At 68.6% G+C, this 14,552-nt stretch carries 13 protein-coding genes; 8 read left to right on the forward strand and 5 right to left on the reverse strand.

The genetic code is table 11. The features are described 5' to 3' along the window. The first annotated feature begins 1 nt into the window (after position 1). The 3 genes from pnuC to QE395_RS17720 are packed head-to-tail and all read left to right on the forward strand — an operon-like array spanning position 2 to position 1,471. On the forward strand, positions 2–574 hold the full coding sequence (pnuC, locus tag QE395_RS17710; RefSeq protein ID WP_095362641.1) for a nicotinamide riboside transporter PnuC: 573 nt from the start codon (positions 2–4) through the stop codon (positions 572–574). Positions 575–584: 10 nt separating this feature from the next. Further along, positions 585–1,055, forward strand: coding sequence for an AraC family transcriptional regulator (locus QE395_RS17715; RefSeq protein ID WP_210132999.1), 471 nt, complete (start codon positions 585–587; stop codon positions 1,053–1,055). Beyond that, on the forward strand, positions 1,052–1,471 hold the full coding sequence (locus QE395_RS17720) for a VOC family protein (protein ID WP_184126239.1): 420 nt from the start codon (positions 1,052–1,054) through the stop codon (positions 1,469–1,471). Before QE395_RS17715 ends, QE395_RS17720 begins: the two co-directional genes overlap by 4 nt. Before the next feature lie 165 nt (positions 1,472–1,636). Here QE395_RS17720 and QE395_RS17725 read toward each other — a convergent pair whose 3' ends face one another. Genes QE395_RS17725 through QE395_RS17735 form a run of 3 tightly spaced genes read right to left on the reverse strand, consistent with a single transcriptional unit; the run spans position 1,637 to position 6,482 of the window. Then, positions 1,637–4,702 (reverse strand): efflux RND transporter permease subunit, encoded by a 3,066-nt coding sequence (locus tag QE395_RS17725; RefSeq protein ID WP_217537674.1) that lies wholly within the window; start codon positions 4,700–4,702, stop codon positions 1,637–1,639. Beyond that, positions 4,699–5,799 (reverse strand): efflux RND transporter periplasmic adaptor subunit, encoded by a 1,101-nt coding sequence (locus QE395_RS17730; RefSeq protein WP_184126242.1) that lies wholly within the window; start codon positions 5,797–5,799, stop codon positions 4,699–4,701. Before QE395_RS17730 ends, QE395_RS17725 begins: the two co-directional genes overlap by 4 nt. A 50-nt stretch (positions 5,800–5,849) precedes the next feature. Continuing rightward, entirely contained in the window at positions 5,850–6,482 is a 633-nt protein-coding gene (locus QE395_RS17735; protein ID WP_095362489.1) for a TetR/AcrR family transcriptional regulator C-terminal domain-containing protein, read from the reverse strand. 186 nt (positions 6,483–6,668) lie between these two features. On the opposite strand from QE395_RS17735, the gene QE395_RS17740 reads away from it, so the two are divergent. From QE395_RS17740 to QE395_RS17750, 3 genes are all read left to right on the forward strand, one after another. Continuing rightward, entirely contained in the window at positions 6,669–7,100 is a 432-nt protein-coding gene (locus tag QE395_RS17740; protein ID WP_306990129.1) for a hypothetical protein, read from the forward strand. A gap of 187 nt (positions 7,101–7,287) precedes the next feature. After that, on the forward strand, positions 7,288–10,320 hold the full coding sequence (locus QE395_RS17745; RefSeq protein WP_306990131.1) for a sensor histidine kinase: 3,033 nt from the start codon (positions 7,288–7,290) through the stop codon (positions 10,318–10,320). 61 nt (positions 10,321–10,381) lie between these two features. Then, positions 10,382–11,005, forward strand: coding sequence for a response regulator transcription factor (locus QE395_RS17750; protein ID WP_093535221.1), 624 nt, complete (start codon positions 10,382–10,384; stop codon positions 11,003–11,005). Here the strand turns inward: QE395_RS17750 and QE395_RS17755 are convergent. Next, the gene (locus QE395_RS17755) at positions 11,002–11,535 is read right to left on the reverse strand and encodes a hypothetical protein (RefSeq protein WP_306990134.1); all 534 of its coding nucleotides are present in this window, start codon (positions 11,533–11,535) and stop codon (positions 11,002–11,004) included. The two genes, QE395_RS17750 and QE395_RS17755, sit on opposite strands and share 4 nt — an antisense overlap. Positions 11,536–11,752: 217 nt before the next feature. Between QE395_RS17755 and QE395_RS17760 the strand changes: the two genes are divergently transcribed. Beyond that, on the forward strand, positions 11,753–12,577 hold the full coding sequence (locus tag QE395_RS17760; RefSeq protein WP_306990137.1) for an alpha/beta hydrolase: 825 nt from the start codon (positions 11,753–11,755) through the stop codon (positions 12,575–12,577). 69 nt (positions 12,578–12,646) lie between these two features. Next, on the forward strand, positions 12,647–13,561 hold the full coding sequence (locus tag QE395_RS17765) for an alpha/beta hydrolase (RefSeq protein WP_306990139.1): 915 nt from the start codon (positions 12,647–12,649) through the stop codon (positions 13,559–13,561). Here QE395_RS17765 and QE395_RS17770 read toward each other — a convergent pair whose 3' ends face one another. Then, the gene (locus tag QE395_RS17770; RefSeq protein ID WP_306990141.1) at positions 13,562–14,476 is read right to left on the reverse strand and encodes a LysR family transcriptional regulator; all 915 of its coding nucleotides are present in this window, start codon (positions 14,474–14,476) and stop codon (positions 13,562–13,564) included. Between the last annotated feature and the right edge of the window lie 76 nt (positions 14,477–14,552).

Raw genomic sequence — 14,552 nt, forward strand, 5'->3', positions numbered from 1 at the left:
CCTGCTCGAATGGAGCGCCGTCGCCGCCAGCCTGCTGGGAGTATGGCTGATGGCAAAGCGCCGCGTGCTGGCGTGGCCGGTGGGACTGCTGGCGGTGGGCCTGTATGCGGTGGTGTTCATCGAAGCACGGCTGTATTCGGACACCCTGCTGCAGGTCGCTTTCGGCGGTTTCCTGCTGTACGGCTGGCTGAGCTGGCACCGGCATGCCGAGCAGGATGGCGCGATCGTGATCGTGCCGCTGCCGCGCCGGCAATTGCTGCGCGACCTCGGCGTGGGGATCGCCTTCGGCATCGCGTTGGGCGCGGCCATGCACACCTGGACCGATGCCGCGCTGCCTTGGCTGGATGCGATGCTGGCCGCGCTCAGCCTGGTGGCGCAGTGGTGGCAGGCACGCCGGCACGTGGCCACCTGGTGGCTGTGGATCGTGGTGGACGTGGTCTACGTGGGCATGTACCTGGCCAAATCGCTGGACATCACCGCCGGGCTGTACCTGGTGTTCGTCGGCCTGGCCGTGATGGGTCTGCGCGCGTGGTCGGCCGCAGGCCATGCCGGGGCGGCACTGAAACCGCGCTAGGCTTGCGTGGATGAACCAGACCCCCGAACTGCTGCGCCGGCTGCTGCGGGCCAAGGACCACATGGACCGCGCCCCGCACGAGGCGTGGCCGGTGGCGCGGCTGGCGCAGGTCAGCGCGGTGTCGGAAGCTTACTTCGCGCGGCAGTTCCGCCAGGCGTTCGGGCTGCCGCCGCACCGCTACCTGCTGACGCGGCGCATTGAACGCGCGGTGGCACTGTGCCGCGACACCGAGCTGCCGATCACCGAGATCGCACTGCAGACCGGCTGGAACAGCCTGGGCACGTTCGGGCGGATCTTCCGCGACATCACCGGGCAGAGCCCGGGCGAGCTGCGTACAAACCTGGCCACCGGCACCGCCGCGCAGGCGCCGGAATGCATCGCGCGCGCGGCCGGCCGGCCCGATCTCAAGACCTCAGTTTCGGAGAAGCGGCTGGGCGGCGGGACCGGTAAAAAGGACCCACCAACAACGGAGGTCCCATGAACCAGGGTATTGAAACGGTCGGCCTGTACGTGCGCGACCAGGAAGAAGCACTCGCGTTTTACGTCGGCAAGCTGGGCTTTGTGGTGCACACCGATGCCGGCAATGGCGATTACCGTTGGCTCACCGTGCAGCACCCCGACCAGCCCGGTTTCCAGCTGGGCCTGTTCCGGCCCGGCCCGCCGGTGCACGACGCGGCCACCGCACAGGCGCTCAACGCGCTGGTGGCCAAGGGCGCAATGCCGCCGCTGGTGCTGACCGTGGATGACTGCAAGGCGGTCTACAAACAGTGGTCAGCCGCCGGAGTGGAATTCAACCAGGAACCAGTGGAGCGTTACGGCACGGTGGATGCAGGCTTCCGCGATCCGTCCGGCAACGGCTGGAAGCTGATCGAACGCGCCGCCACCGCCGGCGCGTAATGCCTCAGTCGAGCAGAAAGCGCATCGCCCCGGTGCCCAGCGTCGGGTCGGTGGAGCATCGGTCATGGGCGCGGCAGTGGGGTCGGCCGGCAGTATTGGCAGCTGGGGTTACGTGCCCATGACATGCGCGCGACGGGCGTTCCGTCGCGCGCACGTGTCATTCCCTCAATGCGCGCCGTGCGTGGAGCGGTGGCGGAACCTGCGCGACATCCATTCGCCGAGGTCATCCATCACGGTGAATGCCGCCGGAATCACGATCAGGCTGAGCAGCGTGGAAGTGATCAGGCCGCCGATCACGGCAATCGCCATCGGTGCGCGGAAGCTGGAATCACCGGCGAAGCCCAGCGCGATCGGCATCATGCCGGCGCCCATCGCCAGGGTGGTCATGATGATCGGCTGCGCACGCTTGCGGCACGCATCGATGAGCGCGTCATGCTGGCTCATGCCCTGTTCGTCTTCGGCCATCACCGCGTAATCCACCAGCAGGATGGAGTTCTTGGTGGCGATACCGATCAACATCAGCAACCCGATCAGTGCCGGCAGCGAGAGCATGTTCTGGGTGATCAGCAGCGCACCGAACGCACCGCCGGCACACAGCGGCACCGCCGCCAGGATGGTCACCGGCATCAGCGCGTGGTTGAACAGCAGCAACAGCACCATGTAGATGCAGATCAGGCCGGCGGCCATCGCCAGCATGAAGCCGATGAACAGCTCCACGAACACTTCGGCATCGCCGGTGTTGAGGAAGGTCACGCCCGGCGGCAGCTGCTTGACGCTGGGCAATGCCTGCACTTCGGTCATCACATCGCCCAGCGGGCGGCCGTTGAGTTCGGCGGTGAGGGTCACGTTGCGCTGGCGCTGGTAGCGCGAGATCTGCGATGGGCCACTGCCCTGGCGGATCTCGGCCACCGCCGCCAGCGGCACCGGGCCATCGCGGCCGGGCACGCGCAACTGCCCGATCAGCGCCGGGTTGGCCAGCGTGGCCTCGGCGAAGCCGACCCGGATCGGCACCTGACGGTCGGGCAGGTTGAGCTTGGCCAGGCGCTGTTCGTAGTCGCCGGCGGTGGCAATGCGCGCCGCTTCGGCGATGTCCTGCGTGGCCACGCCGAGGTCGGCAGCGCGTGCGGCGTTGGGCACGATCTGCAGCTCCGGGCGCAGCAGCGACGCGGTGGAGGTCACGCTGCCCAGCCCCTGGATGCCGCGCAGGTCGCGTTCCAGGGCGGTGCTGGCGTCCTGCAGGCGCTGCGGGTCGTCACCGGACAACACCAGCTGCAGCAGGTTGCCGGGCTCGGAGCTGACATAGCTCACGCGGACGCCGGGCAGGTTGGCCAGGCGTGCGCGCGCATCGCGTTCCAGCGCGCGCTGGTCGCGGTCGCGGTCATCGGCCACGCCCCAATCCAGGATCAGCGTGGCCTTGCGCGGTTCGCCCACGCCGGTGGCGCTGGGGTCGCCCAGGTCGAGCACGGCGCCCACGGCGGTGTAGACCTGCTTCAGCTCTGGCATGTCCTTGAGCAGCGCACGCGCACGTTCGGCCACGGCTACGGTTTCCTGCAGGCGGGTGCCCGGTGGCAGCTCCAGATTGAGGTTGCTGCGGCCCAGGTCGGACTGCGGAATGAAGGTGGCCGGGATCAACGGGACCAGCGCCAGCGAGCCCACGAACATGGCGAACGCCAGCCACAGGGTCCAGCCGCGGTGGCGCAGTGCCTTGTCCACCCAGCCCAGGTACCAGCCCATCAATTTCGATTCGGGCTTCTCTTCGCCGTGCGGCTTGAGCAGGTAGGCGGCCATCATCGGGGTGAGCAGGCGCGCCACGAGCAGTGAGAACAGCACGGCGGTTGCGGCGGTCCAGCCGAATTCGCGGAAGAACTTGCCGGCGATGCCGGGCATGAATGCCACCGGCACGAATACGGCGGCCAGGGTCAGCGAGGTCGCGATCACCGCATTGCCGATTTCGCCGGCGGCTTCGCGCGCCGCTTCCAGCGGTGGCTTGCCCATGCGCAGGTGGCGCACGATGTTTTCGATTTCCACGATCGCGTCATCCACCAGGATGCCGACCACCACCGACAGCGCCAGCAGGGTGATGATGTTGAGCGTGAAGCCGAAGAAGTACATCACCGCGAAGGTGGGAATGATCGACAGCGGCAGCGCCAGCGCCGACACCCACGTAGCGCGCCAGTCGCGCAGGAACAGCCACACCACCAGCAGCGCCAGCAGCGCGCCCTCCCACAGCATGGTCATCGACGAATCGTAGGAGCGGTGGGTTTCGTCGATGGCGGTGGTGACCAGGCGGAAGTCGATGCCCGGGTGCTCGGCCTTTATCTTGTCCAGCGCGTCATGCACGCCGGCTTCCACCTTCACTTCGCTGGACCCGCGGGTGCGCGACATCGAGAACGCCACGACCTTCTCGCCGTCCAGCAACGCCGCTTCAGTGGGGTCGGCCGCAGCGTCGGTCACCGTGGCCAGGGTGGACAGCCGGACCGCGCGGCCATCCGGCAGCGCGATGGAGTAGTCGCGCAGCGACTGCGCGTCACCGACCGTACCCAGGGTGCGGATGGTCTGCTGTGCGCCTTCGATCTCCGCCTTGCCCCCGGCGCGCTCGACCTGGATGCGCGCCAGTTGCTGGGACACGTCACCGGCGGTGATGCCCATCGCGATCAGGGCGTTGGGGTCCAGGTCCACGCGCACCTGGCGCTGCACGCCGCCCACGCGGGTGACCCGGGCCACGCCCGGCACGCCGTACATCGCGCGCGAAATGTCGCGGTCCACGAACCAGCTGGCCTCGTCCGGGGTCATGTGCGGGGCGACCAGCGCGTAGGTCATCAGCGAACCGCCGATATCGACCTTGGAGATCACCGGTTCCTGGATGTCCTGCGGCAGGTCGGTGCGGATGCGGGTGACCGCATCGCGGGTATCGTCGAGCGCGGTGGCGAGGTCGGCCTCGAGCTGGAATTCGATGGTGGTGGTGCTGACGCCTTCGCTGACCGAGGAGATCACGCGCTTGACGTTGTTGACCGTGGCCACCGAGTCCTCGACCTTGCGGGTGACCTCCGCCTCCAGCTGGCTGGGCGAGGCGCCCGGCTGGGTCACGGTGACCGTGGTCATCGGGAAGGCGATGTCGGGGAAGCGGGCGACCGGAAGCTGGTAGAAGCCCCACAGGCCGGCCACGCACAGCACGAAGAAGATCAGCAGCGCGGGTAACGGGCGCTTGATTGCCCAGGCGGAGACATTCATTTCGCGGCCGCCTTGGCATCGGCCACCACGCGCACGCGATCGCCTTCACCCAGGAAGCCGGCACCGTCCACCACCACGCGGTCGCCGGCCTTGACGCCTTCGAGGATGGCGGTACGGCCCTGCACCGCCTGGCCGGTGCGCACGCGCAGGCGCGCGGCCTGCTGCTTGTCGTTCACCGTGAACACATAGCTGTGGCCATCGCGCTGCACGATCGCGGCGGTCGGGAGGGTCAGCACCGGGCCCTCGCCGGTGACGATGCGGCCTTCGACGTACACCCCCGGCTTGAGCGTGCCCGGCTCGGGCAGGTCGGCATACAGCGTTCCGGTGCGGGTCTGCGCGTCCACGCCGGGGGTCACCGCACGGATGCGCCCGGTGACCACGGCGCCGGCATACGGCAGCTCCACCGTGTTGCCCACGGCCACGCCGGTGAGCTGGTCTTCGGGCAGTTCGGCGCGCCATTCCAGGCGGCCGTCGCGGATCAGGCGGAGCAGCTCGGTGCCGCCCGACACGACCTGGCCGGGCTGCACAAGACGCTTGGAGATCAGACCATCGGCGGGCGCGCGCAGGTCGGCGAAGTCGCGGCGCAGCTTGGCCGCGTCACGTGCCGCACGGGCGGTGGCGGTCTGTGCTTCTGCATTGATGCGGTTGGCGCGCAGTTCGTCGAGGCTGCTTTCGCTGATCAGCTGCTGCGCGGCCAGCTTGGCGCTGCGCTCGTAATTCATCCGCGCCAGGTCCTGCGCCGCCTGCGCCTGCTTCAGCGAGGCGTCGGCCTGGGCCAGTTCGCTGTCCAGCGTGCGGTGGTCCAGCTGCAGCAGCACCTGGCCCTGCTTGACCCACTGGCCGACGTCCACCGGCAGCGCGGTCACGCGCTGGCCGCTGATTTCGACGCCCAACTGCATTTCCTCGTACGCGGAGACCGGGCCGGAGACCAGCACCGTGCGCGCCATGGTCTGCTGCTGCACGGTGGCCAGCGAAACCGGCAGCGCGGAGCTGGCGGCCGCTGCCTCCGCTTCGGCTTTTTCGTCCTTGCCGCCGCATGCGGTGACCAGGGCGAGGGTGAGCAGGAGCAGTGAACTGCGGAGAAGAGGTGCACGCATGGAGGAGCTTCCGTGTCGAAACCGCGGGAACAGGGGAAAGGGAAAACGAATCAGGGGGTTAGGGCCAGGCGCAGTTCTATGCCGTCGAGCATGAGGCCGAGGCCTTGTTCGAAGCGCGTGTCGAAATCGACCTCGCTCCAGACCTCGCGGGCGTCCCAGCAGTGCGGGAAACGCGCTTCGGCCAGGGCCATGAAGGCCTCGCCCAGCGCTTCCATGCTGCCGTCGCCGGGCCAGGACTGTTCTTCGATGACAAAGCCCATCGCGTAGTACACCAGGTCCATCGAGGCAGTCGCGGCGAACCGCACCGAGGCGCCAGCGCCGACCAGCGCGGCGATGCTGGCCTCGCCCACCCGCAGCACGTTCTCGGTGGCCAGGAAGGTGCCGGCATACACCCGGGCACCATCGCGGCGGGCCTTGAACGCGATGCGGAACTCGCGGGCGATCTGCAGCAGGGTCTGCCGCCAGGGCTGGCCCTCGGGGATGTGGCGGGCGACGTCCACGATCATGGCGTCGGCCATGGCATCGACCAGCGCCTGCTTGCTCTTGAAGTGCCAGTACAGCGACGGCGCGCGGATGCCCAATGTGCAGGCCACCTTGCGCAGGGTCACGCCCTCCATGCCGGCCTCGTCGAGGATCTTGAAGGCAGCCTCGACGATGTTGTCCCGGGCAATGGGTTGACGCACTGGGGGCTTCTACCTAACGTTGTTAGGGGGCGAATCTAACAGTGTTAGGCTGGATCGTGCAAGTAGAGCCACGCACTGCGTGGCTGTGCTTCGTTGAGGCGCCGCGGAGCCAGTATTGACGTCCCTCCAGTGGACAACGCACGCTGGACGCGGCCCAAGGTCGGGCGTGAAACGGATGATGGGGACATGGAAGGGAATCTGAGACTGCGTCTTGCTGCGTTGGCCGCCATTGCCATGGCAGCGACGGTGACCGGGTGTGGGTCGCGTTCGCAGACGGGGACCGGGCTGCTCACTGAGTTCGAGTACCTAGGATGCGAAGGCGATTGGAACGAGGAGACCTACGCACCGGAAGTTGCCCGCAGCGAGATTGCCGAGCCCATCTCCTTCCTGGTCCGGAACGCCGATACGTGTGGCTACGACACGGCGGACAAACCGGAGGCGGAACTCGACGGCGACACGCTTGAACTGCGCTACACGCTGAGCAGTAGCGGTGGGTACGTGGCGGCGTGTTACTGCGAGTATCGCGCCCGGTTCGTGGTATCAGCGCTGCCGGAAGGCATCCGCAAAGTAAGCGTCAACGGCGATGACGCGCGCATCAAGGGCACGCTGCATCGTTGATTCGGTCGCGTGCTTCTTCCGCGCTGTCAGGCGCGTGGCATACTCCGCCAGCATCGCGTGCTGCCCTGTCTGGGTGGCCGCGACCCGCCACACTCCCATTGGCCTGCCGCATATGTCCTGGCTTCCGGTTCGTCCTGCTCCTGTGCACGTCACGAACCGGCACGCTGGCGCTAGGTGCTGGCGGCTGTTGTCCTGTCTGGTGCTTGCGGTACTCGGGCTGCCTTCGGCCCATGCGTTGTCGCCCGACCGCGCGCTTTCGCAGCTTCGGCATGACCGCTGGACAGCCGACGACGGCGCGCCGGCGCAGATCTTCTCCATTGCGCAGACGCCTGACGGCCTGCTCTGGCTCGGCTCGCGACAAGGCCTCTACCGCTTCGATGGCGTGCGCTTCGAGCGCATTACCACTGCCGGTGGGAAGCCGCTGATCGACGACGATGTGCTGAGCCTGAAGGCCGAGCCCGACGGCTCGCTGTGGGTCGGCTACTTCAATGGCGGCATGAGCCGGGTCGGCGGTCCTGCACCGGGCCAGTACGACTACCAGCGCGATGACGTGCCGCTCGGGTCGGTGATGGGCTTTGCGCGTGACGCACGCAAGCGGTTATGGGCGATCACCCCGGTGGCCGTGGTCTGGCTTGATCCTGCCACCGATACCTGGACATCCGCACAGGACATGGGCATCGACCCCGGCTGGCGGCCAGAGCGCCTGTACGCCGACCGCCAGGGCGGCATCTGGGTGGCGTATTCGGAGAACCAGGCCTTCGGCATCGTGCACCTGGCACCGGGCGCGACGCGCTTCCAGCCCTATCCCAAGCCGGTGCAGATCCCCTACTTCGATGAGGCCGCCGACGGCACGCTGTGGGCGGCCGACTACTGGGGCGTGCGCCCGCTGGCGCGCGCCGATGCCGATCCGCGCCATGCCCGTGCCACGGTGAGCTGGCTGGAGCCGGCGTTCAAGGGTGCCGGCCTGCGCTTCGACAGTGATGGCGGCATGTGGCTGAGCGCCTCCGGCGGCATTGCACGGGTGCGCGACGCGTCCACGCTGCGGGCGCCGGGCCGCGGGGTGGTGCTGCCGTCACCGGAGTCCTTCGGGCCGGCCCAAGGGCTCACCTCGGAAGTGGTCTGGACGATCTTCGAAGACCGGGAAGGCAACATCTGGACCGCTACCGCTAACGGGCTGGACCGCTTCCGCGACAACGCGATGGCGCCGATCGCGCTGCCCCGGCGCGACCAGTCCTTTGCCATGGCGGTGGCCACCGATGGCCGCCTGCTGGTCGGCAATGCGGATCGGGGCCCGATGTGGGTCAGCCCCGATCCCAGCCAGGCCAGCGGCTCCCGCATCGACGAGCTGGGCGGACCGGACATGGAAGGGGTGACCGCGCTGTATCGCGATGGCAACGGCACGCTGTGGGTGGGCGGTGCGCGCGGCACGCTGTCGCGGCTGGGCGCCACCGGACTGGAAAAGGTAGCGCTGCCGCCGGAACTGGAAGGCGACGGAATGATCGGCATGATCAGCAGCGACCGCGCCGGTGGGCTGTGGGTGAGCCGCCTCAACGGCGGCCTGCTGCGCCTGTACAACGGCCAGTGGGAAATGCAGAACGCGAAGTACGGCATGCAGGCAGGCGTGACCCCGCGTGCGTTGGCCGAAGACGCGCAGGGGCGGATCTGGACCGATGCCGGGCAGACCATTGGGGTGTTCGAGAACGGGCGGCGCCGCGACATCAAGCAGGATGGCCCGGACATCGGCCGCATCGGCGTGCTGCGCGCCCATGGCGACGAACTGTGGGCCGGTGCGGCGCGCGGCGTGTCGATGCGCGCGAACGAGCGCTTTCAGCGGCTGCTGGGCCGCGGCGGTGAACGCTTTGAGCACACCACCGGGATCCTGCTGCGGCCCAACGGCGAGCTGTGGCTGGGCGGGCGTGGCGGCCTCACCCGGGTGCCGGCCGCCGAGCTGGCGCGCTGGCGCGCCGACCCGGCCCATGCGGTGGCCTTCGAGCGCTTCGGCGTGCTCGATGGCCTGCGCGGCAGCACCGAAAAGACCGGTGGCGTGTCGTCGGTGCAGAGCGATGCGCAGGGCCGGATCTGGTTCGCGACCGATCGTGGCGTGCACTGGATCGACCCCGACCATATTCCGCGCAATACGGCCGCAGCGCCGCCCGCGCCGACGCTGCTGGGCGTGCAGGTGGACGACAAGGCGCTGCCACTGTGCCCGCACCTGCGCCTGCCCGCCGGCAGCCGCGACCTGCGCGTGGACTACACCGCGCCGGCACTGCGCATTCCCGAACGCGTGCGTTTCCGCTACCGGCTGGATGGGGTGGACGACGCCTGGCATGACGCAGGAACGCGCCGGCAGGCGCTGTACAGCCGGCTGGAACCCGGCAGCTACCGCTTCCGGGTGATCGCCAGCGATGACGCCGGCACCTGGTCACCGCAGGAGGCATCGTTCAACGTCACCGTGTTGCCCGCGTTCTGGCAGACCGGTTGGTTCGCGCTGGCGATGCTGGCGTTGGCCGGCGCGCTGGTGTGGCTGTTCGTGCGTTGGCGGGTGGCGATCGCGCGGCTGCGGGTGCAGCGCCTGTACCGGGCGCGGGTGGGTGAACGCGAGCGGATTGCCCGCGACCTGCATGACACCCTGCTGCAGTCGGTACAGGCACTGATGCTGCGCATCGAGTCCTCGCGCCGCCGGCTGGCGTTGGGCGATGCCGCCGGCGCAGAGTCCGGGCTGGTGCATGCGCTGGAAGAGGCCGAGTCCGGCCTGGCCGAAGGGCGCGACCGCATCCGGGCGCTGCGCCGCGACGAGGCCGGCGTCGACGATCTGGAGACGGCAGTGCGCGCATTGCCGGCCCAGCTGGAACTGCCCGCCGGGATCGCGTTCGCGCTCGAGGTACGCGGCCGGCCGCGTCGCTGGCGCCAACCCGAATTGGGCGAGGTGTACCGGATCGTGCGCGAGGCATTGGCCAATGCCACCCGCCACGCCCATGCATCGCGCATCACCGTCCGCATCACCTACGCGCTGCTGCACATCCTCGTCGAGATCGAGGACGATGGCTGTGGCATCCAGGACGAGGTGGTGGTCCACGGCGGCAGCGAAGGACATTGGGGCCTGCCTGGCATGCGCGAACGCGCGGCGCTGTGCGGCGGCACGTTGTCGGTGCAGGCACTGGCCACCGGCGGCACCCGGGTAGCGGTGCGCCTGCCACGCTGGCGGGGCTTCCGGCGCTGAGGAAAGCGCTTGCGTTGGGCAGCGCCACGATGCACGGTGCACTCCTCACCAGGACCTTGCCATGACCCTCCGCATCCTGACCATCGATGACCATCCCCTGATCCGCCAGGGCATCGCATCCATGCTGGAGGTGGAACCGGGCCTGGAACTGGTCGGCGAGGCCGCCGACGCACTGGACGGCATCGAACAGTACCGGCGCCTGCGGCCGGACATCGCGCTGGTCGACCTGCAGATGCCCGGTGTGGATGGGATCGAACTGACCCGCCGCCTGCGCGCGGAGTTTCCGCAGGCCCGCGTGGTCATCCTGACCACCTACCGGGGCGATGCCAATGCGCGCGACGCACTGGCAGCGGGGGCCTGCGGCTACCTGCTGAAGAGCTCGCTGCGCCGCGAACTGGTGGAGGCGCTGCACCGCGTGGCACAGGGCAAGCGCTGCCTGTCGGCGGAGATCTCCGAAGAGATCGCCCAGCACATCGGCGAGGAACCGCTGACCGCGCGCGAGCAGTCCATCCTGGCCGCGCTGGCGCAGGGGTGGGAGAACAAGCGCATCGCCAATGACCTGGGCATCTCATCGGAAACGGTGAAGTCACACCTGGCGCGCATCTTCGAGAAGATCGGGGCACGCACCCGTACCGAAGCCATCCATATCGCCCTGCGTCGTGGACTGGTGCGGCTGGACGACTAGCGCTTCATCATCGGCAGCGGCCGCAGCGGATGGCGCAGCCCATGCCGCAGCGAGAACTGGACCAGGCGCAGGTGGAAGCCCAGGCGCGGGAATCGCTCTACGGCGCGGGTGAAGTCATCCGGATGCAGGTCGAAGCGGAGCAGCCCCAGCGAAACATCGATCCAGTCGGCGCGGCGGAACGCCTCGATGCGGCGGTCCTGGTCCGGTGGGACGCGCGAGATCCGGTGGTGCTCGCTGATCATCGCCACCACCACCGGCACCAGTTCCGGCCGCTCCTGCTCGAGCAGGTACTGCCGGGCCAGCGCTTCGGAAGGCGCCAGGTAGTCAAACGTGCCAGCAGTCCAGATCCCGAGATCATGAAACGCAACGGCCACCGACAGGGCGTACAGATCGTGCACCGTGCCCGGCAGCATGCACCAGTGGAAATTGGCCACGCGGTAGGTGTGGTTGCGGTAGGAATGGAAGTCCTGGCCCAGCACCTCGGCGTGGCGCTCCAGGATCTCATCCAGCACAGCCAGGCGGTCGAGCATGGCGTTCTCCCGATGCACGGCGCGACGTCGTGCTGCTGGCAAGGGTAGCGCCGACGCGGGCCGGTGGCCGCCGCCGGCCGGGTTATCCGTAAATCCCCCATGTGGGGGCGACGGCGCCGCAGCCCCCGGATGGGGGAGCACCTGCGCGCCCGAACGACCGATGCCCCATCCTGCGCGTGCGTGGGAGGCTGCGCACGTCCCTTCTGCCGAGGCTGCCATGAGCTACTTCACCACCTCCGACGGTACCTCCCTCTACTACAAGGACTGGAGCAGCGGCCCCGTGGTGTCCTTCAGCCATGGATGGCCGCTCAATGCCGATGCCTGGGAAGCGCAGATGTTCTTCCTGGCCGGCAAGGGCTACCGCTGCATCGCGCACGACCGGCGCGGGCACGGGCGCTCCAGCCAGCCGTGGAACGGCAATGACATGGACACCTATGCCGATGACCTGGCGCAGCTGTTCGCGCACCTTGGCGTAACCGACGTCACCATGGTGGGCCATTCCACCGGCGGCGGCGAAGTGGCGCGCTACATCGGCCGGCATGGCACCAGCCGGGTGGCCAAGGCGGTGCTGATGGGCGCGGTGCCGCCGATCATGCTCAAGACCGCCGACAATCCCGACGGTCTGCCCATCGAGGTGTTCGATGGTTTCCGCAGCGCCTACCTCGCCGACCGCGCGCAGTTCTTCCTGGATGTGGCGACAGGTCCGTTCTTCGGTTTCAACCGCCCGGGCGCGAAGGTGTCCGAAGGATTGATCCGCTCGTGGTGGACGCAGGGCATGCAGTCGGGCCACAAGAATGCGTACGACTGCATCAAGGCGTTCTCCGAGACCGACTTCACCGCCGACCTCGCGAAGTTCGATGTTCCCACCCTGATCATCCACGGCGACGACGACCAGATCGTACCGATCAAGGCCGCAGCCCTGCGTTCGGTCACGCTGATCAAGGGCGCGCAGCTGAAGATCTATCCCGGCGGTGGCCACAGCCTGGGCGATACCGCCAAGGAGCAGCTCAACCAGGACCTGCTCGCGTTCCTCAGCACCTGAGCGCCTTCCCCCGCGCACCCCTTGCGCGCCGGCCATGCAGGCGCGCTGCTTCGTCACCGAGGACCTGCCATGAATACTGTTCCCCCCGCAGCCCTGCATGCCGTGCCGTCCGACGTCCGCGGCCCCTCCCGCAGCGAAGAATTCATCAGCGGCGGCGAGCGCGAGCTGTTCATCCGCAGCTGGCGCCCGACCGGGAAGGTGCGCGCGGTGCTGGCCATCGTGCCCGGCTTCAACTCCCATAGCGGGCACTACCAGTGGGCCGCCGCGCAGTTCACCGCGATGGGCCTGGCCGTGTATGCCGTGGACCTGCGCGGCCGCGGCAAATCCACTGGCGAACGTTTCCATGTCGAGCACTTCGACGATTACCTGGCCGACGTGCAGTCGCTGCTGGATGTCGCGCGCTCGCGCGAACCCGGGCTGCCGGTATTCCTGCTCGGGCACAGTGCCGGCGGGGTGATCGCCTCGGCGTACACGCTCGCGCACCAGGACGAACTGGCCGGCCTGATCTGCGAAAGCTACGCCTTCCAGGTGCCGGCACCGGCGCCGGTACTGGCACTGGTGCGCTGGCTCAGTGGCCCGTTCCCGAAGCTGCGGGTGCTCAAGCTGCCCAACAAGGAATTCTCGCGGCTGCCCGAGGTGGTAGCGGCGCTCAATGCCGATCCCCTCATCGCCAACGAGAAGCAGACGGCGCTCACCGTGGCGCAGATGCTGGTCGGCATCGACCGGCTCAGGCGCGGTTTTCCGAGCCTGCGCCTGCCGGTACTGATCGCGCATGGCACCGCCGACAAGGTCACCGTCCCCGCCGGCAGCCAGGTGTTCGACGACAACGCCGGTTCCGCCGACAAGACGCTGCTGCTGTACAAGGACCACGCCCATGACCTGCTCAACGATGCAGGGCGCGAAGGCGTGGTGCGCGACTTCCAGCAATGGATCGAGCGGCACCTGCCCAGCGACGTCGCCGTGGACGCGGAGCGCAGTGCGTGATCATGCCAGCGCGATGCCCTTCACCAGGCGCGAGGCGAGGCGTTCGTGTTTGAGCCGTGCCAGCCACCACTCCAGCGCCCTGCCCTGGTGATCGCCGCGCCAGGCCACGTACAGCAGGTTGGGCTCGCGCGGGTCGGCCATGCGTTTTTCCACCAGCGCGCCGCGGGCGAGCAGTCCGGCCACGCGCTCGCGCGGCAGCCAGCCCACGCCCAGGCCGTCGCACTGCGCGCGGATCTTGGCACGCATGCTCGGCACCGCCAGCGACGGCTGCCCACCGAGCACGCCATAGCCGCGCACCTCCAGCCTGCGGGAGGTATCGGCCACCACCACCGCGCGGTGCTGCAGCAATGCTGACGCATCGACCGGCTCCGGCGCCCTCGCCAGCGGATGATGGGGCGCCACGGCAAAGACCCACTCCATCACGCCCAGCTCGAACCAGCGCAGGCCTGGAATGACCGGCGGTTCGTTGGTGGCGCCCACCACCAGGTCGGCACGCCCGTCGCGCAGCGCGTCCCAGGTGCCGGTAAGGACTTCGTGGGTAATCCGCAGGGTGACGCCGGAGGCGAGCGCGTCGAAGGCATGGATGACCGGCAGCAGCGTTTCGAATTCCAGGATTTCGTCGGTAACGATCCACAGCCGGTCTTCCCAGCCACCGGCCACCTGTTTGACCCGGCGGGTGAGCCGGGACACATCGAGCATCAGGCGCGCCGCTTCCTGGGCCAGCAGATGGCCGGCCGGGGTGAGCTGCAGGCGGTAGCGGCGGCGGTCGAACAGCAGGGCATCGAAGCGCGCCTCCAGCTGGCGGGCGGCGTGCGACACCGTGGACGGCGCCTTGCCCAAGCGTGCCGCAGCACGCGACAGGCTGCCGCTCTCGCGGATGGCTTCCAGCAGGGCCAGTTCGTCGGCAGACAACATGTTCGATCCCTTCGAACGAGTTCGTCGCGATTGTGGCACGGAAACAGGAGAACGCCCGCGCAGTATGGGCTCACGG

It is taken from the genome of Stenotrophomonas sp. SORGH_AS_0282, from assembly GCF_030818125.1.
Taxonomy (GTDB): Bacteria; Pseudomonadota; Gammaproteobacteria; order Xanthomonadales; family Xanthomonadaceae; genus Stenotrophomonas; species Stenotrophomonas rhizophila_A.

Excerpts from the sequence above, each read along its gene's own strand:
- QE395_RS17715 (WP_210132999.1), top strand. The coding sequence starts at position 585 with ATGAACCAGACCCCCGAACTGCTGCGCCGGCTGCTGCGGGCCAAGGAC.
- QE395_RS17720 (WP_184126239.1), top strand. The coding sequence starts at position 1,052 with ATGAACCAGGGTATTGAAACGGTCGGCCTGTACGTGCGCGACCAGGAA.
- QE395_RS17725 (WP_217537674.1), bottom strand. The coding sequence starts at position 4,702 with ATGAATGTCTCCGCCTGGGCAATCAAGCGCCCGTTACCCGCGCTGCTG.
- QE395_RS17730 (WP_184126242.1), bottom strand. The coding sequence starts at position 5,799 with ATGCGTGCACCTCTTCTCCGCAGTTCACTGCTCCTGCTCACCCTCGCC.
- QE395_RS17740 (WP_306990129.1), top strand. The coding sequence starts at position 6,669 with ATGGAAGGGAATCTGAGACTGCGTCTTGCTGCGTTGGCCGCCATTGCC.
- QE395_RS17750 (WP_093535221.1), top strand. The coding sequence starts at position 10,382 with ATGACCCTCCGCATCCTGACCATCGATGACCATCCCCTGATCCGCCAG.
- QE395_RS17755 (WP_306990134.1), bottom strand. The coding sequence starts at position 11,535 with ATGCTCGACCGCCTGGCTGTGCTGGATGAGATCCTGGAGCGCCACGCC.
- QE395_RS17760 (WP_306990137.1), top strand. The coding sequence starts at position 11,753 with ATGAGCTACTTCACCACCTCCGACGGTACCTCCCTCTACTACAAGGAC.
- QE395_RS17765 (WP_306990139.1), top strand. The coding sequence starts at position 12,647 with ATGAATACTGTTCCCCCCGCAGCCCTGCATGCCGTGCCGTCCGACGTC.
- QE395_RS17770 (WP_306990141.1), bottom strand. The coding sequence starts at position 14,476 with ATGTTGTCTGCCGACGAACTGGCCCTGCTGGAAGCCATCCGCGAGAGC.